The organism is Rheinheimera sp. F8 (assembly GCF_001518915.1).
Genome location: NZ_CP013656.1, coordinates 1,337,080 through 1,363,952, shown reverse-complemented (window position 1 = coordinate 1,363,952; position 26,873 = coordinate 1,337,080). Strand labels below are relative to the sequence as shown.

Below are 26,873 nucleotides of genomic sequence, written 5' to 3'. Positions count from 1 at the left end.
GAAGTTCGATCCCAACAGAAAACACTTCGTTTGCTATCTACCTTTTGAGAGCGTAGGTTGAAAAATCGCTGATAAAACCCTTCTGCTTTTACTCAACGTGATTCCTGAGATACATCGACTTAATAGTGAGATCTGACCATTCAGAATGTGGCAGATTGCTGCGAAACTTTAGGCAGGTCACATTAGTATTAGCAAATTACCATATGAATGAAATTTGCATATATGCAGCATTGTGCTCAAATTGATTTAGAGTCCAGTAGAGTTCAATTTCTGAGTCCAGCAATCGATTTTGCAAGGAATGAACATATGAATCAATTTCGGTAATTCTTATTTGAGTCGTAACAGTGAGTGAAAACTGATTAACTGTAATCCTCACTACTTAATTTTCCGCAGTTGAAAATTGGCGAAAGCCGATAGAACGTGCAACTCTCTTGCGACTTGTTACCCCAATTTTTGACGAGTTAATGAGCCAGATTTCTGACACCGATTGGTAAATTAGACCCTTAACAGATCCGAGCAGAATGCTTAGAAAAAAGAATTAATTTCCATAAAAATGTACGTCCAAAAATTAAACTAAAAGAAAATCTTTTAAAATTTGTCCTTTTGACAAGTTTAAACTTTATCTAAAGTTTGAAATCAGCGTTTTTCTGCAGAAAAATGGCATTTCTAACATTTACAGATATGAATAAACTTTTTTGTGGTTATTTTTTGAGCATTATTGTGTGATGTGATCTATTGACGAAAGATCACATCATTTAACTTTCATCATGACTTTTCAGTTCGTATTGTCGTTAGGTTGAGGAAGGATTCCTGACTTGCGATACATAAAAACTAAAATCTCAGACAGCATCCAACGGTTTTTCTTGAACCCCGCAAATGGTTTAGGAACTTCTTTATCCTTCGACATCCGGTCCCAAGTTGATCTTGAAATACCGGTGAGCTTACAACGTATACCCTCATCAATCGCTTTGTCTGTATGGCCAGCAAGTCTGAGTGCTTCAATTCTCTCTGCAGGTGAGGCTATTTGATACTTCTTTTCTGCATTTTTATTCTGATAAAACGGTTTGAATTCTGCGTTCACTTGTTTCATAAAATACACCTTACTACTGAATTTTGGACAAAAGGAAACCGCCAGATATTTGGTTCATATCTGGAAAAAGTTGGTTTTGGCTTAGTTAATGTTGGTTATTCGTTGTGAGCAAAGAGGCTGAATTCAGTCTGTCTGAGTGCATTGAATTCGTACTCAGCGCAGAACCAATCCATCAACTTTTTCAGGTTAGTCAGGTATCGGTTGAGCACACTGGTTGCCTTGAGTCGATGAATCTTAATTGAGTTTGTAATAAAATTGTATGTGGCAATTTTAATGTGATTGCCTTGGTCGTACTTAAAGATGCGCAACTCAAGAAGTGTAATTTGCCCTTTGGATGTCATTGTGTAGTCAAACTCGAATTGTCCTATTGGCTCGGATTGCTCATTCACTTGGAATGAACCGCAGTAGATGTTTTCGGTTTTTTTAGTCGCTTGCCATCTCGCAATCGTTGAAAAAAACGAGCAGAACTTTTTGTTCCGACTTATGGTTGGGTTGGTAATCTTAAAGACATCCATAAAATTTCCTCATGGTAAATTTAGGCAATAGCATTCGCCAAGCGCAGCCCAAATGGATTTGGTTTGCACTTCATTTCACTAGTTGATTTACAGTTTTTCTCTCAGTAGCTCAGCTACTGTCTGCTTGTTTGGATTTACAGGTTTGCTTTCAGTAGCTCAGCTACCGTCTGCTCAGTTGGATTTACAGTTTTGGTATTCGTAAGCGGTTACAACTTTGAGGCAGTGATTTCAAACACCTCCATTTTTAGGTAAGCCATAAAGTTGGTTTGCCACAGCTTAAACATCTCAAGACCTGCACTTAACTCAGAGCATTGATATAAGTCCTGATACACATTCTGGCCGACATCAAAATCGAGGCACTTTGCCAATTCAGTAAAGTCACCTTGGCCAACAAAACAGAAATCGGTGATGTATGAAATTTGCCAATGATTGCTGGTTAATAGTCGAAGACTAATCTCTACTGGATGGTAACCTCCGGTTTCAGGTGAATATGTGCTGTCGCGAAAATTCAATACAACGGATTTATCCGCTAAACTTTTTGGGATGAAATTCGCGAGCTGTTCTGCCAGTTCTGGATTAAGTGGCAGTTTGGAGGATGAAATTGTTTTCATCATTTCCTTCCTTATATTTACAGTTTTGCATTTTGTAAGAACGAGCGAATGTGCAGCGCTTGGTCAGGCTTATTAGTTCGCTCTTACTTGGGATAAAGATGAGTTTGCTGCAGCAGCGATTTAGGATTTCCGAGCAGTCTTTGGCTTAGTCGATGAGTGAACGGTGTCACTATCCAATTTATCGATTTGTTCGGTGCTATCAGTGCTATCAGTGCTCCGAAGAAACTGATCGAGTTCGCTTTTCTCGACTGCTTGGATAAGCAACGCAATAAGTGCAGGCAAATTACTCAATGCACCAACATCAATCGTTGGTTTGCCACTTTCAACTTCAAATGTTTTTCCGGCAAAACGCACCTCAAAATAAAAGTGGCCAGCATTGTCAAAAAACCACTGACGAACTTTTCGTGGTATCTGCTTGATGTGTTTGTCACCGGTAGTAGGATCGGTGATTGTCTTCTCTCGAATAAAGCTAAACGGCTGATTCGCTAGCTTGGCATTTACCATTGCTAACTGTTCTTCTAGCCGTTCAATTAGCTTCATCCGTTTGGCCAAAACTGGCGATTTGACGATTTCAGGACGAGCGATAGCCTTGAGCGAACTCAATAAAGTTGTGGTCATGATGTTTTCCTTTGGCTTAGATAAAGCCGATTTGTGGTTTGATGGCCTTGCGTTTGTTTTCTTCGTTCAACAGTTGCAGCGCTGATGAACGATGGTTTTGTGCTGGCAGAAACTTGATCCGCCGAGCGAGAATTGCAAAATCTCCAACTGTTAGATTTCGCAGCTGTTCAAGGTACGATTGCTCAGTGGCCGTGAGCGTTTTAACCGCGAGAAGCTGCTTATATAACTGCTGTACCTGATGCGTTTTCAGGTAATCGCAATCCAATTTGAAATCGAATCGTCGCAGCACTGCTTTATCCAGTAACGAATCAAAGTTGGTTGCAGCAAATAGCGGTTGCGTAAAACATTCCATTTGCGTCAGTAACTCGTTTACCAACTGAATTTCATACTGGTTGTGCAATCGTTCACGACTACTTAGCAGTGAATCGACTTCATCCAGCAGCAATATCTGTTTGTCACGATGCGCGGTCTGGAATAGGCGAGCCACATTCTTTTCGCTTTCACCAACGTACTTATCCAGTACATCGGAGCATTTCACTCGATTGATATCACGCTGACACTGTTGTGCTAAATAGTGTGCAAATGCCGTTTTGCCAGTACCAGCAGGACCACTGAGTAACACGCGAATAGGTTCATTTCGTTCAATCGCATAACGGATCTGTTCCAGTTCTGCTGCAGCCTGTTTGATGTTTAATAGGGTGATATCAAAATCAAGCGCTTGCTGATAACTCGGTTCGTCATTCCACAGATCTGCAGCACGTAAGCTCGACTCAACAACATCCATAATGATTTGTTCAGCCTCTTTGCCTTTACTACCAATGGTTTTGGCAACATGAGCAGCGTTGGCTATCAGAGCATGTGATAAGTTCGCCGTCGGCACTAATTGTTGAACAAACTTATTGGATACCTTTAAGCCTGCAAAGGCCTCAGTTGCTAGCGATTGCACCATTTGTCGTGTTGGTTGCGGAAATTCCAGTACCAACTTAAACCTGCGCAAAAAGCTCTCTTCAATACACTCCACATGGTTAGTGATCCAAATACTCGGCACATTGTTCTTCTCCAGTAACCGATGTAGTTGCTCTTTCGAATACTGTAAATCAGCAGATATAAACAGTGATTCACATTCATCGATCAAAAGCATGGACTGGTTATTGGCATTCAGCATCTGATTGATAAATTGCAGATAAGACACTCGCTGCTTATCAATCTTTGGTGCGCGCTCATCATCGGTAAACTGACCATCTTTGATACTGACGGCTCTCACTTCGAACAAGTAACGCGATAGATGGTCAGACAATGCGCGAGCAAATTCTGATTTGCCTACACCAGGCGGCCCATAAAAAAGTACATTTATTCCGGTTAATTCAGCGAGTACTGCATTTTCCAAATAGTTGCACACCAGATTGCTGTTGATGTGTGGAAATTCGTTGATATTGAAGGCTGCAGCATCGCTTTCAATAAGCACAGCAGATAGCAGCTCTTCTTTACTGGATATCTTGGTTTTACGTAGCTGCATTCGTAAATGCTCTGGTATTTCAAGATCTGACGGATGCATCAAGTTCATGTCTTTAAGTAGACCAAAGCCAAATAGGGTCTTTACGACTTCACGAGCTTGGTCAACATCAATGGCTAGTTGTTCACACAGTGAAATCTCCAGCTGATCGTGCAGGTCATTAGCTTCAACCGCAGACAACATATGTCTCAGTGGCGCATGAGCATTAAGTACCAAGATAAATGTCACTAACTCCAATGCATTGGCTGGCAGCGAAAGGCATTCGATTAGAAAGTTTGCGTTGTGCTCAATCAACTGTGTTGATTTAACCGACTTATCTGCAATCGCCAACTTAGCTACACATTCCTCAAAGCTCAGCTTCGAATAACGCAGTGCGCTGATACCAGACAGCCTTGCCAAGCTTGCTCGATGGATGCATTCATCAAGCTCTGTGAAGTCTCCACTCTGCAAAACGCCAATAGCATACCTGCAGGCTAAGAACTCAAAGCCTGTTCTTTGTTTTTTGACCATATCGTTTTCCTATAAAAGAGGAATATATGTTCTGTGTAATGCCTTTATATGAAAGGCAAAGGTGTTTATGTAAAAAAGGAAACTGTAAATTAATATCAAGTGGATTGTGGTTATATTATATAATTTTATATTAATCCTGTAATTAGGTGTTTTTGACACAGCTCGAATAGTTCAATCTAATAGCACTGTTAAAAATTAGGCTTTTTGTGAGTTGTTTAATGCGGAGGTAGTGGAATTGAATGATTTAAGTGCATCTAAATGTAAGTTAGAATCTTTTTCTAATCGTGAGGTCGTGAAAAATAAATTAATTCATGTTTTATCTGGTAGGTTTGTTTTTGTTAAAGATTTTTATTGTGAAATGCAAGGTTATTATGATGAGTTGTCAAATGCTATTTCAAGGTCTTATAACGAGAATGGGGGGATGTCTGAATCTGCAATGGAGGTTATGGCTGAATTCATTGCAAACAACTATAGCGGTGTTTCACACCAAATTAATTGTATTTTAAATGACAGAAGAATGTATAAGGTAGGACTAGATAAGGTTGAGTTTACTGTTGATTTGCCGAAAGAAAAATTTTGTGGCCTTGTTCGTTATTTGCAGTCTGATCCCGATGTTTGTGTCAAATCTTATAGTTTGCCCGCCCACAAGGCAAATAGAATAAAGTTTCTTCATTGCATAGAAGTAACCTGTGATGTCGCAAAGGTTGTACTTCATTATCAGCCGTTTGGCAGAAGTAAAGAACAGGAGAATCGATTTGCAAAAATCAGCTTAAATTTTAGTGGTAAAAGAAAATCTGGATTATCTCGGATAGTTGTATTGCTGAAACACTGGTTTGGCGATTCATACTATTCCGCATTGAAAAATGCTGTGCCAACTCATGTTGAAATGAGAGTAGACTTTAATGGCATTCATCCATGTATGCTGACATTTAGAGGAAATTCGAGAGGTAGATCAAAGTCTGATTATCAACCTAGGCATAAGCGATTAATGGAGTCAGCAATTGTTTCTTCACAAAGCTCAAAAGGGAAAAAAGCATACTTCAAGACATCTCAGTACGCTGCTGAAAATAATAAAAATATGGGTCTGATAATTGTTTCAAGATTTGAGTTTGTGGCAAAGCAATATAACTCTAACAATAAAGGCTTTAACGGTAAACGCAGATATTACAGCATGAATCAGTTGGATTGCAGTTTCTTCTATAAGAATGACCATGGCTTTAAGTTCTATGATATGAACTTTTTAAGTGATCCTGATCTAGGTCATGATGATTTTCAATGGCTAGTGCTGAGTATAGTCAATAGAGGATTCCACATGACATATGTAATGGCGCAACAGAGAATCAGAGTAGTTCTTGATCGGTATATTGTGGACACTTCGAAATTCATGGATGATATTACTCGCAGATTTGCCAAAAGTCTGAGAAATTGTAAAAACTTACTCTGTGATAGATAAACCTTCTGATAGCAATCGGTTTATTTTTACCCAACTTCAAGCACCTCAAGTTCCTATTGTGCTAGACAAATAAACAATAGTATTGATACGTTTATCCACGTATGAACAAATAGAGATTTAAAGTGAACCAGTTTGAAGAGCTCTGTAAGTTAGCATCATCGGAAAATTGGTGTTGGAAGCTATTCTGCACAACCTGCGGCCATATGCATTTTCGGTATGCGTTTGCTGAACTGGCTAATGGTAAATCACCAACGGATCCTGACTGGCCAATTCATGCCGAAAATTCTGAGTTTCGAACACTTGGTCAATACCCATACAGATTTAGCAAGGCACAAATACAGGCCATTCTAAAAATTTGTCATGATGCTGATTTATTGGCGATAGCTCAAATGTGTCGATTTCCAGATTGGCTTGGTTACCTTGGTCTAATCCTAAAACATTGTGAGGGAAATTCAGACTATCCGCAGCTTTCAGCAACTTGGTCTGCACAACTAGCTGACGTTGTAACAAGCGAAACACCTATTCATGCAAAGCTCTTAAATATAGCCAACGGCAAAGGTGAGCTTTCGATTGCTGATCTAGAAATGATTGAACAGAATATTGACATCAGATTTCGTTTCAAATCAATGCGAGATATCTAAACATGGCTGCATTTACTGGTACTCACAAGGAGTTTAAACGCATATCGGTCCACGCTTACGCAATCGGGTGCAACAACTGACTAAAAACCATAAGGCTCAAATTTCCGCCTGCCAGCATTGTGATGCAAAAGAAAATCTTGAGTCTGCTCATGTGCACGGTCGAGACAGAAATGACATTATTGAATCAATTCTGAGTCAAGATTCTATTGATGGTATTGTCTCTGTAAATATTGAAAAGTTCGAAGAACGTTTTATCGAAGAACATCAACCACTTGAAAAGTCTATCTTGATTCTGTGTCGCGAATGTCACCGCAAATATGATGCAAAACCCAAGCAAGCTAAACAGAAGCTTCACAGTGCAGAAAGCACGCCTAAAAATTCCACGAAACGCGCAGGTGTATTAACAATCACCTTTGAACCCTCAGATGAACAAGTTTTTAAACAAAAGCTTTTACTGAATAAGCAAGCCGTCATCGAGACTCGTTACGCCAATGGTACTGTTGAGTCAAAAGTTTGGAATGCCGATAGGTTTAATGCTTCATCCAACTTACTTGGTAATCTGCGTTCTCGTCCTGAATTCCGAGCAGGAAAATGGCAAGAAGCCGGTATCACTCGTGTTCATCTCTACTTCTCTAACGAGCCAAACTGATTTCGTATACTGAATTTTGTTGGCAAATATTCAGTTCATCAGCCAATGTAACTCTATAAATAGCTATAATAGTATCCATACAATGAATTTTATGAGAAAAATGGATACAGATGTATCTATTGAGGTGCTATGGAACACTTAAGCCTGTTGTCAGTCCACGATGTGCAAACTGATCTCTGTCAGTGGTTACGTGATCAGCGTAAGCAGCGTAAATGGTCACGAGACGACTTAGCGGAAAAAAGTTTAGTGCCTGCTGCCACGATTAAAAAGTTTGAAACAACCGGTCAGATCTCACTAAGACAATTTCTGATGTTGTGGCAATCGGTTGACGAGCTCTCGCGGCTGCAACAGTTAACGAATACAGGTCATGTAAAACCATTACCAACCAGCATTGATGAGGTATTAGCGAATGAGCCTCGATAAAAATGCATTCAAGCGAACCAACCGGTTAGATGTGTACCGCACTCTAGCGACTGGTGAGCAGGTATTGGTTGGCGTGATGGCGCAAAACCGTCAAGGTACGTTCTTTCAATATCAGGCGGACTATCTGCAAAAGTTTGGCAATTTGTCGCCGTTTAAACTCAAAGCTGATACTTCACTGCAACTTGCACCAGCTGAACCGCATTTCGGTTTGCATGGTGTATTTGCAGATTCCTTACCTGATGGTTGGGGCATGCTGCTGATGGACAGATTGTTTCGACAACATCAGTTACTGCCTTCACAAGTTACTGCAATGGATAGACTCGCCTTCGTAGGCAATCGCGGCATGGGTGCACTGTCGTTTCAGCCAGTGTCTGAACTTAGTATGCAAAATCCGCATGAGTATTTTGACCTGAATACTTTAGGCACAGAAGCACAGCTATTTTTTGATGGTCATACCGAAGATGTGCTGGCTGCGTTAGTACAGGCTGGTAGTTCTGGTGGAGCTCGTCCTAAAGCACAACTTTATTTTACACCAAACGATAGTCAGCGCTGCAGCACCACCACTTTTGAAAATGCTGAAGCTTGGTTGGTTAAGTTTACTTCTGAGCGATTAGCACTTGGTCATGAAGAAGGGATGTGCGAGGCTACTTATTTACAGCTGGCAAAAACTGTTGGTATTGATGTGCCTGGCTGGAAATTGCTTGAATCTACTGACGGTGCAGTAAAGCGACATTGGTTAGCATTAAAGCGGTTTGATGTAACTTCCAATAAGCATGTCGAAGGTCGCTTGCATTTGCTCAGTACCTGCGGACTGCTTGATGCTAATTTCAGACTGCCAAGTTTGGATTACGAAGATCTGATTAAAGTCAGTAGCGCACTCTGTAAAAGTCCTGCTGCAGGCCAACAACAATTTAAGCGTGCGGTATTTAACCTGTTTGCGCTGAATCAGGATGACCACAGCAAAAACTCTGCATTTTTACAGGATGACAACGGCCAGTGGCAACTCGCACCTTTTTATGATGTTACCTTTAGTCCATCCGCATATGGTGAACATGCAACTGCCTTTGTCGGCTATGGTAAAACACCCACGCTCAAAGCGATGCAAAAGTTAGCAGCACAAGCGAACTTTGCTAATTGGTCGCAAGCACAGCAAGTGATTAAAGAAGTAGTTGAACTGATGCAGCAATTCGCGGTGGTGGCTAAGGCGAATGGCGTTTCTGCAAACACGATTAAGCTTATTTCGAATCAGTTGGAGCGTGTCCGAATCGAAAACAGATCGATTTTCATGTAGAAAGTATCAAGCCTATCACTCCATTATGATGTTACGTATGAATGTTAGTTTGGTACCAAAACTTATGACAAGTTGTAAATAGACATAAGTTTTTTTATATTTAATGTAGGCAGGATATACTATGAGATTGTATCATTATACAAGTGTTGCAGCAGTTTATTCCATTTTGAAAAACAGAAAGATTTGGATAACCGATATTCGGTTTTTAAATGATTCAAAAGAATTACATATTGGAATGGAATTGTTGCTTAAAAATATCGTGTCTGCTTCTCCTAATATTTATTCTAACCATGAGTATTGGGAAATGGCTAAGTCGTTTTTGCTCAATGAAATATCTAATTCTAGAATGTGTGTTGTGGGGGAGGATCCATTATATGTTTTCTCATTAAGCTCCGATGGTGATTGCTTAAGTCAATGGCGAGCTTACGGCTCCTATGCAATTGAGTTTGATTCAACAATCATTGAAAGCGAAGTATCAAAGCTCCAAAAATGCTTATACCGAGATGATGAAAAATTAATTAGCGCTCAGGAGCATGCTTTGGATTCAATTGTCTCTACAAGCAATGCCTTCCGTAAATACAATGGTATGCACGGGCCAGACACAATTAATGCTTCTTTTTCGTTATATCTTCAAGCGGCTATTTACAAACACATTGGATTCCAAGAAGAAAAAGAATCCAGAATAATAATTTCTCCCTACATGCATGATTTCGAATATGAAGTGAAATACAGACCAAAAGGTGATTTGCTTGTACCATATGTAGAATTAGATTTACCTTTAGAGTGTATTAAATCGGTGACTGTTGGTCCTCACCCAAGTCAAGAATTGGCATTGGCATCGATGTCTGAATATGTCAGGGCAATTGAAAAGGATTGGCAGATTAGCCAAGGAAACATAGAATTTTTTATTGATGTAAAAGCATCAAAAATCCCATATCGTCCTGTGGGTTAACAAATTTTTTATCGCTGACTATTTTCGGGTGAAAACTGCGTGCAGTCATAACAAATAGAGAGTCTAATAAAATCAATAAAGCACTGCCGGCAGTGATTTGTTATGAACGTTTACGAAGCGTAAACAACCATCTAATTGGGCTGCTAGAAGAACACTCAAGCTATGTTCGTGAACATGGAGCAAACTTTTCCGAATTCGACAACGATGCCATTGTATATTCGTTTATAAATGTTTGACATGACGCGGACGTTGAGCAACCGTTGACTGTGATACCGCTAGAAGCCTTACTGATAAATAACTGAAGCTCCAATCTTAAGCGAAACTCAGACACCAGAATATGACGAAAAGCCATATATACACAGCTGTGTATGTGAAAATTCATTGAACTATACGGAATGACTGATGTAAAAATACTTAAGAGTTACATCAATTAACTGCGTCAAAGTATAAAATATTCTCATATATTAGGGTGTTTTTGGCCGGAGAATTCTGTTAAACATGCAGACAGTGTGCTACTTTATTAATCGTATTCTGCTAGCAGGCAAGTATTGAAGCGCAGGGTATGGAGAAGAACAGTTAGGCCGATTTTGATCTTTAAACGGTAGTTTTAAACAATGCGCATTAAAGTTTATTAGCGTTTATCATGAGGACTATTGACTGAAGGCGCTCTCGCAACTATGACTCATACGCTTTGTCTATAGCTAGGTGTAAAGTTATATATTATTTAGCAAAATTGGAATTAAGACATTTATCATAAAATAAATTTGCGTGTTTCTATCCACACTCGATTGGATTATCAAGGCAATAAATTCTAAGATGTTAATTGATTGCTTGTTGGAATTATATATTTAATTTCAGTTGTTAATACTATCATTGGCGAAATTTTTTAAAAACGGATTTTAACGTTACATATTGAAGAAAAGATATGACCGATAATTTGAATCAGTATTATACAAGAAATGAATTCAGTGACAGCCTTGTTAATACAATTAGCATGAATAATCCATTAATTGCTCTAGATTTGGGTTTTGGTTCAGGTGATCTATTACTTGCAGCTAAAAGAAGGTGGCGAAACATTAGTTTGGTCGGTATTGATCTAGATTCAAAAAATGTTACTGAAGCAAATGAAAAAAAATTAATCGAGGCAATCCATCTTGATGGTTTTTGTTTAGAACTTCCCGATTATATTAGATTAAATTACGGGAGTGTAGATTTACTATTATCAAACCCTCCATTCTATTCCAAAAGTATAGATAGAAACTGCAGGGAAGTTTTAAAAAAAGCTGGATTAGAGTTTTGCATTGGGAAGAATACAAAAACCATACCGGCAGAAATAATTTTTTTAGCACAAAACATTAGGCTTCTTACAGAAGAGGGCCAGATTGGCATAATACTACCGGCTGGTCTCCTAACCGGAATACGTTGGAGAAAGTTAAGAAAGCATATTTTCGAAAATTACAAGGTTAATGAAATAATACAACTTCCAAGGAACAGCTTTCATAAAACAGAAGCTGAAACATTTATACTTAATATCTCAATGAGGAAAATTGATGACTTCGTGTATGATATTAAAATCACAGATTACCTAAGTAAGAGTAGTATTTTTATAGAAAAATCTTGTGCAATTTTACGTGCAGATTACTCATATCACAATAAATCACATTCAACATTACCTGTTTACAAAAATGAAGATTACAAAATTTTTAGGGGTAGCCTCAGCAATAAGAGCTGTTCACTGAAGTATAAATTTCACATTCACACATCAGATCTCCCAGTAGCACCTACTGAAATCTATATTCCACAATTCGATGAAGAGCATGAAAGTTTTGCAAAATCCGGTGATATCTTAATAGCTCGTGTCGGAACCAGATGCATTGGAAGAATTGCATTTATTAAAGATGGAAATGCACCGGTAAGTGACTGCGTAATTGTAATTAGACCTAAAAACTTAGTAATTGGACAATATTTATGGAGTAAAATATCCTCCAGTGATGGTGTTGAATACATTACAAATTCAGCACTTGGTGTAGGTGCGAAATACATAACGCAAGAATATATTTGTCGGTTATTAGGATAAAAAAATGGAATTACCGGATAATTATGGAGTTTTCAAAAGTTTAGTAAAATCTAGAATTAGAACTTATTGCGATACGAAAATATGGCCATTTGATATTGAAGTTGTACATGCTTGGCTTGGGAATTTTGATAGCGAGATAGATGAATATGTTGCTTTACAATTACTTGATAGCCTTATAGTTCGCAGTAAAGAGATGGCTATATCAAGTTACCAAACACTGTTTAATTCTTTACTTTGGCAGGTATTAAAAGAAAATGATATTTTACGCGATACAGATTTGCTCGAATGGATTTCAAAGTTAAAAAGTGGAAGATTGGCCCATCTAATTAAATTTTTGCCAGTGAAAATTGAGAACGAACATGGTGAGTCCGGTAGCACTATTTACAGGATGTTATCCTCTATACTTGAAACTAACTATTACGCATTTACGCCATCTACCAATGCACCTAAGGCATTAATATTAATAGATGACTTTTTAGGTAGTGGCAGACAATTTACAGATCAGTTTGCGGCAGAGTTTAAACTTGATGAACAGATTAAACACATGACAATAATATACTGTCCACTCGTTGCTCTTGAGTCAGGAATTTGCAATCTGATCGAAAGATTTCCAAAATTAATAGTTCTACCATGTGAAGTTCTCAAAGACGAGCACGCCTTTTTAAATGTAAATCAAACATCTTTATTCAAAAACGACCAAAAAAATACGGTAAAAGATGTTATAGCTCATTTCATGACGATGAAAGAAAAATATGCGCCAAAAAGTAGCTACTGGATGGGTGATAATGATTCATGTATACCTATTGTTTTTCAATGGGGATGTCCAAACCAAGCACCTTCAATTCTTTGGCATCGAAGCGATCGTGGAAACTGGAATCAACTTTTTGGACGGAGGTTATAACTATGCTTCTAAATGAATTAATTAACAAACTATCAACAGCTCGCCTCGAATTCCAAAGCAATAATGGCAGTGTATTAAATAAATTTGTTGTTCCTTTCTTCATTGATCGGCTCGATTTAAGAAATTTGTCGCATTCAATTGCACTAGTTGGTTCTAGAGGCTCAGGAAAAAGTACATATATTCAACATTTTTCTCATGCAACTAGATTTGATGTTAATTTAAAAAATGTTGAACCAAATGAGTTGAAATACGTTTTGTTTTACTGGAAACCAGATATTGCATATTGCCAAGGGTTAAAGTCTAGCTGGCTAGGTGATGATGCTTTGAGATTTTTTTCTGTGCATTCGACTTTATCACTAGTTGAAGAAATATGTAAATTTGTGAAGAATGCATCTTTCCACTTTGAAAATATTAAAAATGAATTACTAGAAAATGGAAAGTTCTGGCGAGTTTTAACCATTATTTCAAAACAAAAAGTCTCAAACTTCAGTGATATTTTTACATGGATTTCTGACCAAAAATACCAACTTTCTACTAGACTGAATCCGGTTAATTTAGATGGGTTACCCTCGTTTGAAACAAAATATGTTGTTCAATACCTATTAGATTGTATAAGAAATGAGTGTTCTGATTTTTCTGAAACAAATTTTAAAATTTTTATCGACGAATTCGAGTTACTAACAGAAAATCAGCAGCGATTACTTAATTCTTACCGTAAGGAATCTACAAGTTCACTGAGTTGGAATGTAGCATATAAATCCAATGCAGCGCCAACGAATGAGACAACTACAGACCAATGGCTTCAAGCTCCTGATGATTACGTGTCCTATAATCTTGATGAATTCATAAAATCTGACTATAGAATATTTGCGGCTGAAATTTTTCTACTTACATTACAGAATGCGGGTATAAAGTGTAATATAGAAGAGTTGACTCCAGAGTTCTTAGGAAATAGAGATAATATTGAGTCTAGGAAGAACCCTAGTTACCAAGACTCAGTTGTAAGTTTATTGAACAGAATACTTCCTACTCCATCGGTTAAGGACATATCAAGTACAGCAGTAGCAAATACAGCGATTAGAAATAAGTTACTAAGATTACTAGAAACGTTGAGTTTTTCTAAAAATCAGATTGAAAAAATTTTTTCAGATCCGAGCTTTGCTATCACAATTTTGGGTACGCATAGGCAACGAAATTTCGATTTAAAAGAAATAGCTGCATACCTAAACGAAGAAAAATCAAATGAGAGAAATAGAAGATTTTTAGATAAAATTAAAAGTTATGAGTTTAGTACTTTAATTTCTTTAAACTTACAAAATGCTTCCGTTAATCTGCCTGTATATGCTGGTTTCGAACGTTTTATCACAATGACATCACCAAATGTCAGACACTTTAAAGAAATCTGTTTGAATGCTCTTAAAATGTCCAATGACATAGATAGCAAATTAAACTATATATATTTGGAAGATATTTCTCCCATTTCTCTATCAGGAATGCATTTAGGTGCTGTTTCAACTAGTTCCGATTTGGTTCGAGAAGTCATCAGTTATCCTCCATTTGGAAGAAAACTATCTCATCTTGTTAATAGAATTGGAGAGCTGTTCAGGATTTCTCAAAAAAGCAGCTACCAAACTGAGCCCGAAAGAACTGTTTTTTCTCTTAAATACGATTTTGCAGGCTCGGATGTAGATCTTGAGAATATCATTGAGTCAGCCCTTAGTTGGAGAGTAATTGTTGCAAGCGATTCTCGCAGGCAAAAGGACGAAGCTGATTCGTATAACATTGAATTCCAATTGAACCCAGTCTATGCACCAAAATTTGGCATATCTTATAGGAAGATGCGAGGTGTTCTATTAACTGTAGATGATTTTAAAACTATAGTTGCTGGTAGTTCCGAAGAGTTTGATAGTTTAAGGAAAAAATTTCAGATTAAGTGGAAATGCACTGAGGATGAGGTTGTTCAGGGTGTTTTATTATGATTTCAATTTATGATTGGTTAAATAAAACTGCCCATAAAATTACAAGTTTTGTAAGCGATAAGTATTATGACGTAACATTTACTAGTGCAGAAAGCTTGGATGAGAGAAGTGGTTGGGTTTCTGAATTCTGCAGTCGTGTCTCGCATAAATTAGTATCTGTTGAATACAATCCAGATCTAGTCAAACTTAAATTAGGTGATTCTATATATAATCTTGCTGATATTGCAAGTATACCGGTGTTGAAAGGTAAATATTTATTGGATGCTACATCTTTAGCGTTGCCAGAGATATTGCAGTTATTTCGCATTTTTGACATGAAAAAAGTCGATTTTGATGTTCTCTATGTCCAGCCGACTGGATACAGAGAGCACGTTTCAACTGATGTATCAGATTCAAAAGTTTTTGATCTGTCAGATGATGGTCATGGTCTACAATTAATTCCTCCTTTTGTAGGTACAACGGCTGATTCACAAATATTTGTGTGTCTCGGATTCGAAGGCCATAGACTTGGCACTTTAATCCACTGTGAAGAATACATAACGGATAAAACATTTTGCCTAATCGGAGTACCGGCTTTTAAATCTGGCTGGGAAAATATTACTCTATCGAATAATAGTGAACAGCTATCTAAGTTATTAGGCTACAACAAATTCGGGATTAGATATGCAGGTGCTAATGATCCTATATCTACTTATGAATCTATTAATAAGGTTTATTGTTCTCTAAGCTACGAGCGAAAAATCCTATGTTTAGTTCCAATTGGAACTAAACCTGCAACTATAGCAGCTGCGCAGTTTGCGATTAATAATAAAAATGTAATAGTGGCTTTTGATTTTGTTAGGAAGAAAAAGAATAGAACTGAAGGCTCAGATATAGTGCATATATGGAAATTTAAGGTTGATTAAATTTTTAGTAATTTCGTTAAGTTTTGAGTAGCTACTCACTCATAATTTAATCAATATTTGATAAGGTAACTATTTCTATTTTTTCACTATTGTTAAGTTATTTTTTGCATTTCAAATATATAAAATAATTAATTTTATTGCAGATGCATTGAATAAAGTGAAGATAATAATGAAAGATCTAATATGAACTCATCTCTAGAGTGAATTAGATCTTCCATATTTGTATCTACTTCTGAGTTAATATCTCATTACCATTCTGCTCTGCCCAAGCATTCCAAATTTCAACCTTAGAGTTAAAGCTTTCTGTCGCTTGAGCTACTGCTTCAGCAATCAGTGGTGATATCTCACTTTGAAATTTCTTTTCGACCTTAGCAAATGGCACAACTTTAATACCACGTTCTTCCAAGCCTTTTTTCATGGTATGTGTTTTCAGCAAGTGTAACTTGCCATTTTCAACATAGAAAAATTGGCTTTCTGGATTCAGCGTTTTGAACTTAGGTTTGGTTGGACGTTTTCCAGCTTCGACTTTTTCTTCAACCACTTCAGCAACGACATTGGTTGTCAGTTGCAGGCCGAGTTGCTCAAGAGAGAAACCTTGTGCTTTTGCCAGTTGTTTAATTTGTTCGATGGTATCAATTTCTTTTTGACGATCAGCGATGACTGATTGCAGTACTTCAATCGCTTCATGAATTTTGGCAACAGAGATTTCTTTGGCGGCTTTTTTCAGTTCTTTTTTATCAAGCAGAATAGACATGGTATTTCCATTGGTTGGTGAGATCGAATACCTTTAGGTTACTCAATTTCTGCGTGTCATGCACTATTGTTTGTTCATTCATATGGTTAAAGAGGCTTAAGTTATGGCAACTATTAAAACACGCGTATTCAAGGATGGCGCAAAATCTTTAATCAAGAAATTGCGTAGCGATGTCTCACCTGAACATTCAGCATTTAAATTTGTTGATCAATGTCTTGTGCTATTGGATGGCTTCGGCAAACAGAAGAAAAAAGATCAAATGGATGTAGCTGTAAAGCTGAATAAGTTGATCGATAAAATTTCCGATAAAGCTGATTTACCAAAATTGAAGAAACAGATCATCGATGCGGAAAAGTCGCGTCGTTATGCGTTACCGAAAAAGAAAATTACTTTAACCAAAGAAGTAGCTGCGCTATTGCAGTCATCAGTTGCTACTTATTTGAATAAGCGGCGAGTGTCTTATCAAGTTGCGGTTACCACACTGCTGGATTTGGCTGCTGACAAACTCACAGCTGCCGACGAAAAGGACAAAATCCGTAAAGCATTTTCCAAGGTGCATGTCGTCAAGAAACTGCCTGAACGGGTTAAAAGTGAGGTGACGGTAGCTCCTCCCGGCACCCTCGATAAAATGGTGATGGACGTAATCAAAGGTCAATAAATTCTGATGTCAGACTTTTGAGGTCAAAGTATTGCTCTAATCTGTCAGCAACTCTTTGATGAGCAATTCTGCGCTCTTCAAGGTAGTCGTGACGGTCATAAATACCCTCAACACCTTTGAGCTTATGGTTCAAACAACGTTCTGCCACATCACCTGAAATGCCTAACTTGGCACACATGGTGCGGAAGGTTCGGCGAAGGTCATGCACACTAAAACAGGTGATATCTCCCATCAAATTGGTTGGTTGAACCTTACGGCCAGCCTCATGACCAAAACATTTGGTGATTGCTCGGTTTAACGTATCTGAGCCAACATGAGGTTTTTTGCTGTGTTGTCTGGCTGGAAACACGTATTCAGAAAAACCAGCAAACACTTTAAGCGTCTTGAATAGCAGCATTGCTTGTGACGGTAATGGAATAGTGATGGGGACACCGGTTTTCATCCTTTCTTTTGGCAGGTGCCACAAGGCATTGTCTAAGTCGAATTCAGACCACTTGGCTTCACAAAGCTCCGATTTACGAACGCCTAACATCAAGAACAGGCAGCAAGCGATGTAGTTATCACGCCCAAAACTGCTGATGTTTTCGCGAAACACTCGAAACACTTCGGCTATTTCTTCTTCAGTCAAAGCCCTGCTTTTCGCTTCTTCGATGCCACCTGCATCATTCGTGGTAAAGGTTGCTGCAGGGTTGTTAGTTAGNCTTATCAAACTCAACAAAAAATCAGTGGTGATCGTCAGCGAAGACAAAAAACAATGGAAAGTGCCGCCTGCAATGGTCAATGTAGTGAAAAGTGTTTAGCTGTTAATCTGACCAGTCAATACGCCGTAGAGTGAACGGTTACTTGCTTGTGACGGTAATGGAATAGTGATGGGGACACCGGTTTTCATCCTTTCTTTTGGCAGGTGCCACAAGGCATTGTCTAAGTCGAATTCAGACCACTTGGCTTCACAAAGCTCCGATTTACGAACGCCTAACATCAAGAACAGGCAGCAAGCGATGTAGTTATCACGCCCAAAACTGCTGATGTTTTCGCGAAACACTCGAAACACTTCGGCTATTTCTTCTTCAGTCAAAGCCCTGCTTTTCGCTTCTTCGATGCCACCTGCATCATTCGTGGTAAAGGTTGCTGCAGGGTTGTTAGTTAGCAGACCGATCTTGATGCCATGCTGAAACAGCTGCTTCATATACATTAGAGCATCGTTGCAGACCGTTGGTCGCTTTGATTCGCGAATATTTACCAGTATTTTTCGGATATCCAATGGCGTGACGGACGCAACCGATAGCTCACCGATAACAGGATGAATATCTTTGCCGTAGATGCGATAGGGAATTTGTGGGTGTTTTAACCGTGGCCGCAGGTCATGTTCGAACCAGTCATCAAAAAGCCGATCGCAATTGTAGGCTTGAGCAGATTGCGCTCGGTTTTTCTCAACCAGTGGATCTTTGCCTTCATTCCTTAGCGCTGTCATTTCACCAGCTTTTCGGTTGGCTTCAGAAAGCGACATCTCAGGGTATTTACCAATAGTCATGTAGCGCCGTTTGCCATTGATGACATAGCGGAATTCCCAACTAGCCACACTGTATTGGTTCAGACGGAAGTAGAGGTTACTACCAACAGGCTTACGGACAGGTAAGCCTGCACTGATGATTTTTTTGAGCTCAGAAACTGTGATCATGCGGAAAAAGCTCCATAAATTCGACACTTATGGAGCTTATACTAGTAACCATTTTGATGTATTGCAATAGTGCAACTGGTAACCAAACTGGTAACCATCTGATTGGTGCTGCTTGGGTTATAAAGATACAGTATGATTATGTAATTATTTTTAAATCAGCTACTTATGATTCAATGAAGCAGTTTGAAACAGTTTGGAAATTTATTCGACATTCTGGATCTGCTCCCGCATCTGCTCAATCAACACCTTCAGCTCCACCGCCGTATTGGTGATCTCGGTAGAAATCGCCTTTGACGACAACGTATTCGATTCGCGGTTAAATTCTTGCATCATAAAGTCGAGACGACGGCCGATGGCGCCACCTTGTTTTAGGTGATGGCGGGTTTCTTTGATGTGGGCGTCGAGGCGGTCGAGTTCTTCGGCGACGTCGGATTTTTGTGCCAGGAAGGCCATTTCCTGCTCGAGGCGGTTTTGGTCCATCTCGGCTTTGATTTCCTGTAAGCGGGTCAGCATTTTGTCGCGTTGCCATTGCAGTGCTTGTGGCAGATGTACGCGTAAGTTGGCGACGTGGGTGGTGATTTGGTCGAGGCGATCACGGATCAGCTGTTCAATCGCCACGCCTTCGCGGCCACGGCCGGCGAGGAAATCTTTCATCGCGATGTCAAAACCGGCCAGCAATTCGGCTTGCACTGAGTCCATGTCTTCTTCTTGTGTTTCCATCACGCCGGGCCAGCGCAGGATGTCGGCGATATTCAGCTGGGCTTGCGGGCACTGCGCCGTTAACGCCTGCGCCGCTTTGATTAACTGGCCGGCGAAGGCTTCATTAATCTTTAAATCGCCGCTTTGCTGTGCTGCGTTATAACGCAGATTCACTTCCACTTTGCCGCGTTGCAGGCTCTGGCGCAGTTTGTCGCGCAGCAGGCTTTCCATGCCACGGAATTGCTCGGGTAACCGAAAATAACTCTCGAGATATCTTTGGTTAACTGAACGGATCTCCCATACGGCGTTGCCCCAGGTCGCTTTAATTTCGTGACGGGCAAAAGCGGTCATGCTGTGGATCATGCGATTATCCTTTTATACATCTGGAATAGCGGAAATTCCGAGTATACCCAGAACATCGGCGTTAGGCGAATATCGCCAAAATCATCGCAGATCCGGGCCTGTTTCGACGGTGTTGTCGTTAGTGGATGCGACGAGGCCCTCCGGATCTCAAAGCAAGAAGGGTATAGATGGCAGGATGATGGTGAAAGCCCTATAATGCCGCCATCATTTTTCGCTCATTCAGCGACCACCGAGGTTTCCCATGCGTCCAAGCGGCAGAACAGCCAGTCAGATCCGTCCTATCAGTTTCACCCGTCAATTCACTGCCCACGCCGAAGGTTCGGTGCTGGTTGAGTTTGGTAACACCAAAGTGTTGTGCACCGCGTCGGTTGAAGAAGGAGTGCCACGTTTTATGAAAGGCCAGGGTAAAGGCTGGATCACCGCGGAATACGGCATGCTGCCGCGTTCTACCCATACCCGCAACGACCGCGAGGCCGCCCGTGGTAAACAAGCCGGTCGCACCATGGAAATCCAACGTTTAATCGGTCGCGCCCTGCGCGCTGCAGTCGATTTAAAACTGCTCGGTGAAAACACCATCACGTTCGACTGCGACGTGATCCAGGCCGACGGCGGCACCCGCACAGCAGCCATCACCGGCGCTTGCGTAGCTTTATGTGACGCACTGAACTTTATGCGCGCCAAAGGCATGATTAAAACCAACCCATTAAAATACATGGTTGCTGCAGTGTCTGTCGGTATCTACAAAGGCGAACCTGTGGCTGACCTGGAATACGTTGAAGATTCAGCCGCTGAAACTGACATGAACGTGGTGATGACCGAAACCGGCAAACTGATTGAAATTCAGGGTACTGCCGAAGCCGAGCCATTCAGCTTCGAAGAAATGCAGGCGATGCTGGCGCTGGCGAAAGACGCGATCCGCGAAATCGTCGACGAACAAAAACGTGTTTTGGCATAACGAATCTGTCTAAAAGGTCTTCCGATGAAAGCTTTTCAACAAGAATTTATTGAATTTGCCCTGTCGCGTCAGGTGCTGAAATTTGGTTCATTTACGCTGAAATCCGGCCGTACCAGCCCGTATTTCTTTAACGCCGGTTTGTTTAATACCGGCGGCGATCTGGCGAAACTGGGCCGCTTTTATGCTGCGGCGCTGATGGATGCCGGCATTGATTTCGACGTGTTGTTTGGCCCGGCCTATAAAGGTATTCCGATCGCGACGACCACAGCCGTCGCCTTAGCGGAACACCATGACCGCGACGTACCGTACTGCTTTAACCGCAAAGAAGCTAAAACCCATGGTGAAGGCGGCAGTCTGGTAGGTTCGCCATTAAAAGGCCGCATCATGCTGGTCGATGATGTGATCACCGCCGGCACTGCGATCCGCGAATCGATGGAAATCATTCAGGCGCAGGGCGCGGAACTGGCTGGCGTGCTGATCGCACTGGATCGGCAGGAACGCGGCAAAGGCGAACTGTCGGCCATCCAGGAAGTGGAACGTGATTTTGGTACCAAAGTGGTGTCGATCATTGGTCTGAAAGACTTAATCCAATACCTCGAAGGCAAACCAGAAATGGCTGCGCATCTGGATGCGGTCAAAGCTTACCGCGCTGAGTTTGGCGTCTGAGATTGGCGTAGGGATCGGACAGATTTGTCTTCAGGAATTGTTAAGCTTAAGCTGCGATAAATGAAAGCGTTCTGTCATCTGTACAGGCCAGCGATGCTGGCCTGATTGTTTTAAAGCGGAGTCTGTGTTGATCAACAAACCAAACGGCAGCGGTGTTGGCCGCATTCTGAAAGCAACTGAATGTTCACGTAAAGGCTTTGTCGCCGCCTGGCGGTTTGAAGCGGCGTTCCGGCAGGAAGCTTTGCTTGCGATGCTGATGTTTCCATTATCTTTTGTGCTGGCTGAATCGGTTGGCCACTGGGCTTTGCTGGTCGGTGTGTTGTTATTGGTGCTGATAGTTGAGCTGCTGAATTCAGCAATTGAAGCGCTGACCGACCGTGTGAGTCTGGAACGCCATGAACTGTCCGGCCGCGCCAAAGACATGGGCTCTGCTGCGGTTACCTTAAGCCTGACTATTGTTGCCTTGGTATGGGGCGCAGCGATCTGGCAATTACTGCACTGAGTGAATGCGGGTGATGGTTCCTAAAATGGATACGCTGCAGCAATGCAGTTGTGCTATGGTGATATTTTACCAATGCCGGAGCTGTCCACCTGATGTTTGTGCGCAGGTTCTTTTTACTCCTTTGCTTATTGCATCCGCCGCTGTTTGCGGCGGAAACCTTTTGTTATGACGGACCTGTCGACAGCGTCAACCAACAACCTGTAGTAGTGGCCGGCCAGCGCATTTATGGTCAGCATACCGCCCGTGTAGCGGGCTGGGTATTGCAGCAATTACCTCAGGCGACTTTTATTAATTTGCCCTGGCAGCGTTGCCTCGCTCAAGTCCGGACCGGACGCGTGACCGGTTTGTTGTCGATAGGCTGGACGGCGGAGCGGGCAAAGGAATATCAGTTTCCCGAACGCAACGGCGCGCCGGATCCAAGCCAGGCCTTGTACGACGTGCCTTATCTGATTTTTGTACGCAAAGACAGCAAAGTGCAATGGGACGGTCAGCGTTTTCTCGGTCTGCAATATGGCCTGATCACACTGAAAGGTTATGTCGCCGAGCAACGGCTGCGTGACCTGAATGCGTTGTCACCGCTGGAGCTGGATATTAATCAGGGCGTTGATTTACTGTTGAATCGTCGCATCGACGGTTACGTCATTCCACCCGGTACCACCTTGCAGCAGTTCCGCCAACATCCGGCTGCGGCGCAGGTGCGCCAGCTCGAGCAGCCGCTTTTCAGCATGCCGCTGTATTTAGCCTTTTCGCCGAAATATTGTCAGGAAAATCCCGAACGTTGCCAGACCGTCTGGCGTCATCTGGCGGCGCAGCGTCAAGCCTACGAAGCCGCCCGGCAAAGTGCAGCCAGTGGTCAATAAACAGCTGGCACCGACCATTTCTGTGGCAACAAAGGTTCGCCTTGTGCTGTGTACAAGCTCAGCTGCGGCTGCGCGGACAAACCATACAGCAATATGCTGGTTTCGGGCGGCAGTTGCAGCAGGATCTGCTGACCATCGGCACTGAGTTCTGCCTGCACTTCGCGAATCTGCCCCTTTGCATTCATGCAATAAAACCCTGTGAGTGGAGTCGTGCGACCCTGCCAGCGTGCGGCGCCGGCTTGCACCGGCAATTGCAGGAAAGTGCCGGCGCTGTGGTGTTGCAGTGTTGCCAGCCACAAGCCGGCAGCGCGCTGGCCGCTGAGTAATGCAGCCAACGCCAGCACCAGTCGCCGCGCCAATTCGGCTTTTAAAGGCGGATGAATATCCTTCTCGTCGCCCAAATCAGCGGCCGACACTAAAGCACAGTTGGGTGTCACCGCAGCAAGTTGTTGCTGTGCGAGGCGCACCTGGACAAAACCATGTTGCAGGTCCGGCAAGCCCGGCTTGCCAAAGCCGGCGATTTGTACCAACAACAGCGGGAAATCCCAACCGGCGTAGCGGCGGCAACTGTGTAGCCATTGCTGCAGTTTGTCAGCATAGTGAGCAGCCTCTTTGCCCATCGCATCCTGCTCGCCCTGATACCACAACAACGCAGCAAAGGGCTGTTGCAGCCAGGGCGCCAGCTTTGCGGCGAATAAAGCGCCCGGTTGCCACGGGCTGCTGGCAGGAACAGAAGCTTCGGTCCAGGCGTCAATCGCAGAACCTGGCCAGCTCAAATCGACCAGACCGAGCATCATCGGGCTTTGCGAACTTAAAGTGCTGGCCACGTATTCATGACTGAAGTGATACAGCAGCGCCGGCCAGTGCGGATAACTGGCACTATTTTGTTGCAGCCATTGCCCGGTGCCGTGCAGATCGGCCGCATCGGTAACATAACAGCGTACGTTACACAAAGCGTCAGCAGCCGGAAGTTGCAGGGCTGCGGAAAGCTGGTCAGGATAGCGCGCCAGCGGCCAGCCAACATTGGACTGACCGGCAAATAACAGCAATTGGCCAAACCACAGGTCGTGCAAACTGATAAGCACAACGTCAGCCAACGTGATGGTGCAAGTCCAGGGGCCAGATGGCGGCTGTGGCGGAATGTCGACGCTGAAAACACCTTGGGCGTCGGTGTGGGTTTCGACCTGATAAAGCTTGTGTTGGGATTGTAAGGTGACGCGCAGAAGTTGCTTTGGCGCGGCAGTGCCGCTCAACTGCTGCGGCTCGTTATGTTGCAGCACCGCGCCTGATGACCATCTCGCGGTCAGGCGGATCATGCTCATCCGCGCCATGTTAGTCCTGCGCGAACAGTGCCGCTTTCAGTGCGGGCCACTGGCTGGCAAAACTCTGATGCGGCGGTTCTTTAAAACCGCTGCGGACATACTGAAGCAACCGGCCTTCGATAAAGGCGAGCAACAAATTGGCCACCGCCGCTTCGTCACCATGGCGTTTGCCGGTGCCGAGTTTACGCTCACGCAAGCATTGCTTCAGTTGTTTTTCCAGCCCGTCGAGCAGCTGACAGACCCGTTCGCGCAGCCGTTCCTGTTCACCCTGTAAGGCTTCACTGGTCAGCAGCCGGCATAAGCCGGGCCTGCGGCCGGCGAATTGCAGCAAAGCTTCCAGCATCAGCTGAATACGCGCTTCGGCTTGTTTGTGGGTTTGAAAAATGATGCGGAATTCGTGTTGCAGTTCGTGCTCAATCAGGTCAAGCAAGCCTTCAAACATCCGCGCTTTGCTGGGGAAATGACGGTATAACGCGGCTTCAGTGACGCCCACTTGCACCGCAAGTGCGGCGGTAGTAATACGCTGACCGGGGCTTTTTTCCAGCATCACGGCCAGCGCATCCAGAATTTCTGCTTTGCGATTGCTGCTTCTGGGCGTCGACATCAGCGGTTACGACCGGCCTGAGTGGCCAAATCCACCTTCACCGCGCTCAGAGGTGTCGAATTCTTCGACCAGTTCAAATTGCGCCTGCACGACTGGCATAAACACCAGCTGGGCAATGCGGTCGCCCGGCTGAATAGTAAAAGCGTTTTGACCGCGGTTCCAGGTTGAAATCATCAGCTGGCCCTGATAATCCGAATCAATGAGGCCTACCAGATTGCCGAGCACGATGCCGTTTTTGTGGCCCATGCCGGAGCGCGGCAGAATCGTCGCGCACAGGTTGGCATCGCCGATGTGAATGGCAAGGCCGGTCGGGATCAGTTCAGTCTGGCCTGGTAACAGCGTCAGCGGTTCGTCTAATAACGCACGTAAATCCAAACCGGCAGAACCTGGCGTGGCGTATTCCGGCAACGGGTATTCAGTACCAATGCGGCGGTCGAGGATTTTCAGTTCAATGCTTTTTTTCATGTTGGTATTGCTCATAAATCAGGGAAATTAAGGCTTGGGCCAGGTCGGTTTTGCTGCGTTGGCCCAGCGCGAATTCAGCCGTGTTGCTGTACACCGTGATGGCGTTTTGTTCGCTGTTAAAGCCAAGCGCCGGATCAGACACGTCGTTGGCACATATCAGGTTGAGGTTTTTCTTTTGCAGTTTTTGCCGGGCATATTCCGCGACTTTTTCTGTCTCGGCGGCAAAACCGACAGTAAAAGGCCGTTGCGTAGTGAGCGCCGCGACACTGGCGATAATGTCCGGGTTTTTCACCAACTGCAGCGTCAGGCCGTCATTGTCGGCAGTTTTTTTGATTTTCTGTGACGCGAGCGCAGCCACGCGAAAATCAGCTACAGCAGCGCAGCCGATAAAAATGTCGCTGTTAGGCGCTTGTTGCATGCTGCTGACATACATCTGTTCGGCGGTGGTGACATCAATGCGCGTTACACCGGTTGGCGTGGCCAATTGCACCGGGCCACTAATCAGCGTCACTTCAGCACCAAGTGCTGCAGCAGCGGTTGCGAGGGCATAACCCATCTTGCCGGAACTGTGGTTGCTGATGTAACGCACCGGGTCAATCGCTTCACGTGTCGGCCCGGCAGTAATGGTCACTTTCACGCCTTGCAGTGGTTGCTGCGCCGGTGCAGCCAGCACGCCAATCATGGCATCGACCAGCTGCAGCGGTTCCAGCATCCGGCCCGGCCCGACATCGCCGCACGCCTGTTCACCGGCATTAGGCCCAAATATGTGAATGTTTCGTGAAATTAAAGTTGATAAATTGGCTTGGGTCGCTATGTTCTTATACATCTGCTGATTCATCGCCGGTGCGATCGCCAGCGGCGCGTTGCTTGCCAGGATGCAGGTGGTCAGCAGATCATTTGCGAGGCCATGGGTGATGCGGGCGATCACGTCCGCCGAGGCGGGTGCTACTAAGATAAAGTCGGCCCATTTGGCCAGCTCGATATGGCCCATCGCAGCTTCAGCCGCCGGGTCCAGCAACGACTGGCCCACCGGATTGCCGGACAGTGCCTGTAGCGTCAGAGGGGTAATAAATTCAGCAGCGGCTGGCGTCAGGATCACCCGGACGTCAGCGCCACGCTCTTTAAGGCGGCGGACCAGATCTGCAGATTTGTAGGCAGCAATGCCACCGCTGATCCCAAGCAGGATCTTTTTACCAGCAAGGATGTTGTGCATAAGGAA

Annotated in this window: 28 protein-coding genes; 15 read left to right on the top strand and 13 right to left on the bottom strand. The window is 43.0% G+C overall.

What is annotated here, in order from left to right; genetic code table 11:
- Positions 1-775: 775 nt before the first annotated feature.
- The 5 genes from ATY27_RS06285 to ATY27_RS06265 form a co-directional block, all read right to left on the bottom strand.
- Entirely contained in the window at positions 776-1,090 is a 315-nt protein-coding gene (locus ATY27_RS06285) for a hypothetical protein (protein ID WP_208932889.1), read from the bottom strand.
- 95 nt (positions 1,091-1,185) lie between these two features.
- Positions 1,186-1,605 carry a hypothetical protein gene (locus ATY27_RS06280; RefSeq protein WP_208932888.1) on the bottom strand — a complete coding sequence of 140 codons (420 nt, stop codon included), beginning with the start codon at positions 1,603-1,605 and terminating at the stop codon, positions 1,186-1,188.
- Between the two features lie 206 nt (positions 1,606-1,811).
- Complete coding sequence (locus ATY27_RS06275; protein WP_208932887.1) at positions 1,812-2,219, bottom strand: DUF2787 family protein; 408 nt, start codon at positions 2,217-2,219, stop codon at positions 1,812-1,814.
- Positions 2,220-2,336: 117 nt separating this feature from the next.
- A complete protein-coding gene (locus ATY27_RS06270; RefSeq protein WP_208932886.1) occupies positions 2,337-2,834 on the bottom strand; it encodes a DUF6641 family protein in 498 nt (165 codons plus the stop codon).
- 16 nt (positions 2,835-2,850) lie between these two features.
- On the bottom strand, positions 2,851-4,857 hold the full coding sequence (locus tag ATY27_RS06265) for an ATP-binding protein (protein WP_208932885.1): 2,007 nt from the start codon (positions 4,855-4,857) through the stop codon (positions 2,851-2,853).
- 229 nt (positions 4,858-5,086) lie between these two features.
- Here ATY27_RS06265 and ATY27_RS06260 point away from each other — a divergent pair, with 229 nt between their 5' ends.
- The 10 genes from ATY27_RS06260 to ATY27_RS06215 all read left to right on the top strand — a co-directional run bounded on the left by ATY27_RS06260 (position 5,087) and on the right by ATY27_RS06215 (position 16,128).
- Positions 5,087-6,310 (top strand): hypothetical protein, encoded by a 1,224-nt coding sequence (locus tag ATY27_RS06260; protein WP_208932884.1) that lies wholly within the window; start codon positions 5,087-5,089, stop codon positions 6,308-6,310.
- A gap of 122 nt (positions 6,311-6,432) precedes the next feature.
- On the top strand, positions 6,433-6,951 hold the full coding sequence (locus ATY27_RS06255; RefSeq protein WP_208932883.1) for a hypothetical protein: 519 nt from the start codon (positions 6,433-6,435) through the stop codon (positions 6,949-6,951).
- Between the two features lie 67 nt (positions 6,952-7,018).
- Entirely contained in the window at positions 7,019-7,600 is a 582-nt protein-coding gene (locus tag ATY27_RS06250; protein ID WP_208932882.1) for a hypothetical protein, read from the top strand.
- Positions 7,601-7,729: 129 nt separating this feature from the next.
- Positions 7,730-8,023 (top strand): helix-turn-helix transcriptional regulator, encoded by a 294-nt coding sequence (locus ATY27_RS06245; RefSeq protein WP_208932881.1) that lies wholly within the window; start codon positions 7,730-7,732, stop codon positions 8,021-8,023.
- On the top strand, positions 8,010-9,314 hold the full coding sequence (locus ATY27_RS06240; protein WP_208932880.1) for a type II toxin-antitoxin system HipA family toxin: 1,305 nt from the start codon (positions 8,010-8,012) through the stop codon (positions 9,312-9,314). Before ATY27_RS06245 ends, ATY27_RS06240 begins: the two co-directional genes overlap by 14 nt.
- 121 nt (positions 9,315-9,435) lie before the next feature.
- Positions 9,436-10,266: a DUF2971 domain-containing protein gene (locus ATY27_RS06235; protein WP_208932879.1), complete on the top strand. Its 831-nt coding sequence runs from the start codon at positions 9,436-9,438 to the stop codon at positions 10,264-10,266.
- Positions 10,267-11,191: 925 nt separating this feature from the next.
- On the top strand, positions 11,192-12,343 hold the full coding sequence (locus tag ATY27_RS06230; protein WP_208932878.1) for an N-6 DNA methylase: 1,152 nt from the start codon (positions 11,192-11,194) through the stop codon (positions 12,341-12,343).
- Between the two features lie 4 nt (positions 12,344-12,347).
- Complete coding sequence (locus tag ATY27_RS06225; protein WP_208932877.1) at positions 12,348-13,244, top strand: hypothetical protein; 897 nt, start codon at positions 12,348-12,350, stop codon at positions 13,242-13,244.
- Positions 13,245-13,246: 2 nt separating this feature from the next.
- Positions 13,247-15,223, top strand: coding sequence for a hypothetical protein (locus tag ATY27_RS06220; RefSeq protein ID WP_208932876.1), 1,977 nt, complete (start codon positions 13,247-13,249; stop codon positions 15,221-15,223).
- Positions 15,220-16,128 carry a hypothetical protein gene (locus ATY27_RS06215; protein ID WP_208932875.1) on the top strand — a complete coding sequence of 303 codons (909 nt, stop codon included), beginning with the start codon at positions 15,220-15,222 and terminating at the stop codon, positions 16,126-16,128. Before ATY27_RS06220 ends, ATY27_RS06215 begins: the two co-directional genes overlap by 4 nt.
- 226 nt (positions 16,129-16,354) lie before the next feature.
- Here ATY27_RS06215 and ATY27_RS06210 read toward each other — a convergent pair whose 3' ends face one another.
- Positions 16,355-16,882 carry an H-NS histone family protein gene (locus ATY27_RS06210; protein WP_208932874.1) on the bottom strand — a complete coding sequence of 176 codons (528 nt, stop codon included), beginning with the start codon at positions 16,880-16,882 and terminating at the stop codon, positions 16,355-16,357.
- Positions 16,883-16,985: 103 nt separating this feature from the next.
- Between ATY27_RS06210 and ATY27_RS06205 the strand changes: the two genes are divergently transcribed.
- Entirely contained in the window at positions 16,986-17,540 is a 555-nt protein-coding gene (locus tag ATY27_RS06205; RefSeq protein WP_208932873.1) for a hypothetical protein, read from the top strand.
- Here ATY27_RS06205 and ATY27_RS06200 read toward each other — a convergent pair.
- The 3 genes from ATY27_RS06200 to ATY27_RS06190 form a co-directional block, all read right to left on the bottom strand.
- Entirely contained in the window at positions 17,527-18,288 is a 762-nt protein-coding gene (locus tag ATY27_RS06200; protein WP_244151410.1) for a site-specific integrase, read from the bottom strand. The genes ATY27_RS06205 and ATY27_RS06200 overlap by 14 nt on opposite strands.
- 48 nt (positions 18,289-18,336) lie before the next feature.
- Positions 18,337-19,218 (bottom strand): integrase arm-type DNA-binding domain-containing protein, encoded by an 882-nt coding sequence (locus ATY27_RS06195; protein WP_208932871.1) that lies wholly within the window; start codon positions 19,216-19,218, stop codon positions 18,337-18,339.
- A gap of 201 nt (positions 19,219-19,419) precedes the next feature.
- A complete protein-coding gene (locus ATY27_RS06190; RefSeq protein WP_208932870.1) occupies positions 19,420-20,280 on the bottom strand; it encodes a YicC/YloC family endoribonuclease in 861 nt (286 codons plus the stop codon).
- Between the two features lie 241 nt (positions 20,281-20,521).
- Here ATY27_RS06190 and rph point away from each other — a divergent pair, with 241 nt between their 5' ends.
- The 4 genes from rph (at position 20,522) to ATY27_RS06170 (ending at position 23,263) form a co-directional block, all read left to right on the top strand.
- Positions 20,522-21,235 carry a ribonuclease PH gene (gene rph, locus ATY27_RS06185; RefSeq protein WP_208932869.1) on the top strand — a complete coding sequence of 238 codons (714 nt, stop codon included), beginning with the start codon at positions 20,522-20,524 and terminating at the stop codon, positions 21,233-21,235.
- Between the two features lie 24 nt (positions 21,236-21,259).
- Entirely contained in the window at positions 21,260-21,901 is a 642-nt protein-coding gene (pyrE, locus tag ATY27_RS06180; protein ID WP_208932868.1) for an orotate phosphoribosyltransferase, read from the top strand.
- A 130-nt stretch (positions 21,902-22,031) separates the two neighbouring features.
- Positions 22,032-22,403: a diacylglycerol kinase gene (locus ATY27_RS06175; RefSeq protein ID WP_208933442.1), complete on the top strand. Its 372-nt coding sequence runs from the start codon at positions 22,032-22,034 to the stop codon at positions 22,401-22,403.
- 92 nt (positions 22,404-22,495) lie between these two features.
- A complete protein-coding gene (locus ATY27_RS06170) occupies positions 22,496-23,263 on the top strand; it encodes a transporter substrate-binding domain-containing protein (protein WP_208932867.1) in 768 nt (255 codons plus the stop codon).
- Here ATY27_RS06170 and ATY27_RS06165 read toward each other — a convergent pair.
- The 4 genes from ATY27_RS06165 to coaBC are packed head-to-tail and all read right to left on the bottom strand — an operon-like array spanning position 23,257 to position 26,867.
- Complete coding sequence (locus ATY27_RS06165; RefSeq protein WP_208932866.1) at positions 23,257-24,594, bottom strand: sialate O-acetylesterase; 1,338 nt, start codon at positions 24,592-24,594, stop codon at positions 23,257-23,259. The two genes, ATY27_RS06170 and ATY27_RS06165, sit on opposite strands and share 7 nt — an antisense overlap.
- A gap of 1 nt (position 24,595) precedes the next feature.
- A complete protein-coding gene (gene slmA, locus ATY27_RS06160) occupies positions 24,596-25,189 on the bottom strand; it encodes a nucleoid occlusion factor SlmA (protein ID WP_208932865.1) in 594 nt (197 codons plus the stop codon).
- Positions 25,190-25,195: 6 nt separating this feature from the next.
- Complete coding sequence (gene dut / locus ATY27_RS06155) at positions 25,196-25,654, bottom strand: dUTP diphosphatase (protein ID WP_031566718.1); 459 nt, start codon at positions 25,652-25,654, stop codon at positions 25,196-25,198.
- Positions 25,638-26,867 carry a bifunctional phosphopantothenoylcysteine decarboxylase/phosphopantothenate--cysteine ligase CoaBC gene (coaBC, locus tag ATY27_RS06150; RefSeq protein WP_208932864.1) on the bottom strand — a complete coding sequence of 410 codons (1,230 nt, stop codon included), beginning with the start codon at positions 26,865-26,867 and terminating at the stop codon, positions 25,638-25,640. Before coaBC ends, dut begins: the two co-directional genes overlap by 17 nt.
- Positions 26,868-26,873: the final 6 nt, after the last annotated feature.

Excerpts from the sequence above, each read along its gene's own strand:
- ATY27_RS06285 (WP_208932889.1), bottom strand. The coding sequence starts at position 1,090 with ATGAAACAAGTGAACGCAGAATTCAAACCGTTTTATCAGAATAAAAAT.
- ATY27_RS06280 (WP_208932888.1), bottom strand. The coding sequence starts at position 1,605 with ATGGATGTCTTTAAGATTACCAACCCAACCATAAGTCGGAACAAAAAG.
- ATY27_RS06275 (WP_208932887.1), bottom strand. The coding sequence starts at position 2,219 with ATGATGAAAACAATTTCATCCTCCAAACTGCCACTTAATCCAGAACTG.
- ATY27_RS06270 (WP_208932886.1), bottom strand. The coding sequence starts at position 2,834 with ATGACCACAACTTTATTGAGTTCGCTCAAGGCTATCGCTCGTCCTGAA.
- ATY27_RS06265 (WP_208932885.1), bottom strand. The coding sequence starts at position 4,857 with ATGGTCAAAAAACAAAGAACAGGCTTTGAGTTCTTAGCCTGCAGGTAT.
- ATY27_RS06245 (WP_208932881.1), top strand. The coding sequence starts at position 7,730 with ATGGAACACTTAAGCCTGTTGTCAGTCCACGATGTGCAAACTGATCTC.
- ATY27_RS06240 (WP_208932880.1), top strand. The coding sequence starts at position 8,010 with ATGAGCCTCGATAAAAATGCATTCAAGCGAACCAACCGGTTAGATGTG.
- ATY27_RS06235 (WP_208932879.1), top strand. The coding sequence starts at position 9,436 with ATGAGATTGTATCATTATACAAGTGTTGCAGCAGTTTATTCCATTTTG.
- ATY27_RS06230 (WP_208932878.1), top strand. The coding sequence starts at position 11,192 with ATGACCGATAATTTGAATCAGTATTATACAAGAAATGAATTCAGTGAC.
- ATY27_RS06225 (WP_208932877.1), top strand. The coding sequence starts at position 12,348 with ATGGAATTACCGGATAATTATGGAGTTTTCAAAAGTTTAGTAAAATCT.
- ATY27_RS06220 (WP_208932876.1), top strand. The coding sequence starts at position 13,247 with ATGCTTCTAAATGAATTAATTAACAAACTATCAACAGCTCGCCTCGAA.
- ATY27_RS06215 (WP_208932875.1), top strand. The coding sequence starts at position 15,220 with ATGATTTCAATTTATGATTGGTTAAATAAAACTGCCCATAAAATTACA.
- ATY27_RS06210 (WP_208932874.1), bottom strand. The coding sequence starts at position 16,882 with ATGTCTATTCTGCTTGATAAAAAAGAACTGAAAAAAGCCGCCAAAGAA.
- ATY27_RS06205 (WP_208932873.1), top strand. The coding sequence starts at position 16,986 with ATGGCAACTATTAAAACACGCGTATTCAAGGATGGCGCAAAATCTTTA.
- ATY27_RS06195 (WP_208932871.1), bottom strand. The coding sequence starts at position 19,218 with ATGATCACAGTTTCTGAGCTCAAAAAAATCATCAGTGCAGGCTTACCT.
- ATY27_RS06190 (WP_208932870.1), bottom strand. The coding sequence starts at position 20,280 with ATGATCCACAGCATGACCGCTTTTGCCCGTCACGAAATTAAAGCGACC.
- rph (WP_208932869.1), top strand. The coding sequence starts at position 20,522 with ATGCGTCCAAGCGGCAGAACAGCCAGTCAGATCCGTCCTATCAGTTTC.
- pyrE (WP_208932868.1), top strand. The coding sequence starts at position 21,260 with ATGAAAGCTTTTCAACAAGAATTTATTGAATTTGCCCTGTCGCGTCAG.
- ATY27_RS06170 (WP_208932867.1), top strand. The coding sequence starts at position 22,496 with ATGTTTGTGCGCAGGTTCTTTTTACTCCTTTGCTTATTGCATCCGCCG.
- ATY27_RS06165 (WP_208932866.1), bottom strand. The coding sequence starts at position 24,594 with ATGGCGCGGATGAGCATGATCCGCCTGACCGCGAGATGGTCATCAGGC.
- slmA (WP_208932865.1), bottom strand. The coding sequence starts at position 25,189 with ATGTCGACGCCCAGAAGCAGCAATCGCAAAGCAGAAATTCTGGATGCG.
- dut (WP_031566718.1), bottom strand. The coding sequence starts at position 25,654 with ATGAAAAAAAGCATTGAACTGAAAATCCTCGACCGCCGCATTGGTACT.
- coaBC (WP_208932864.1), bottom strand. The coding sequence starts at position 26,867 with ATGCACAACATCCTTGCTGGTAAAAAGATCCTGCTTGGGATCAGCGGT.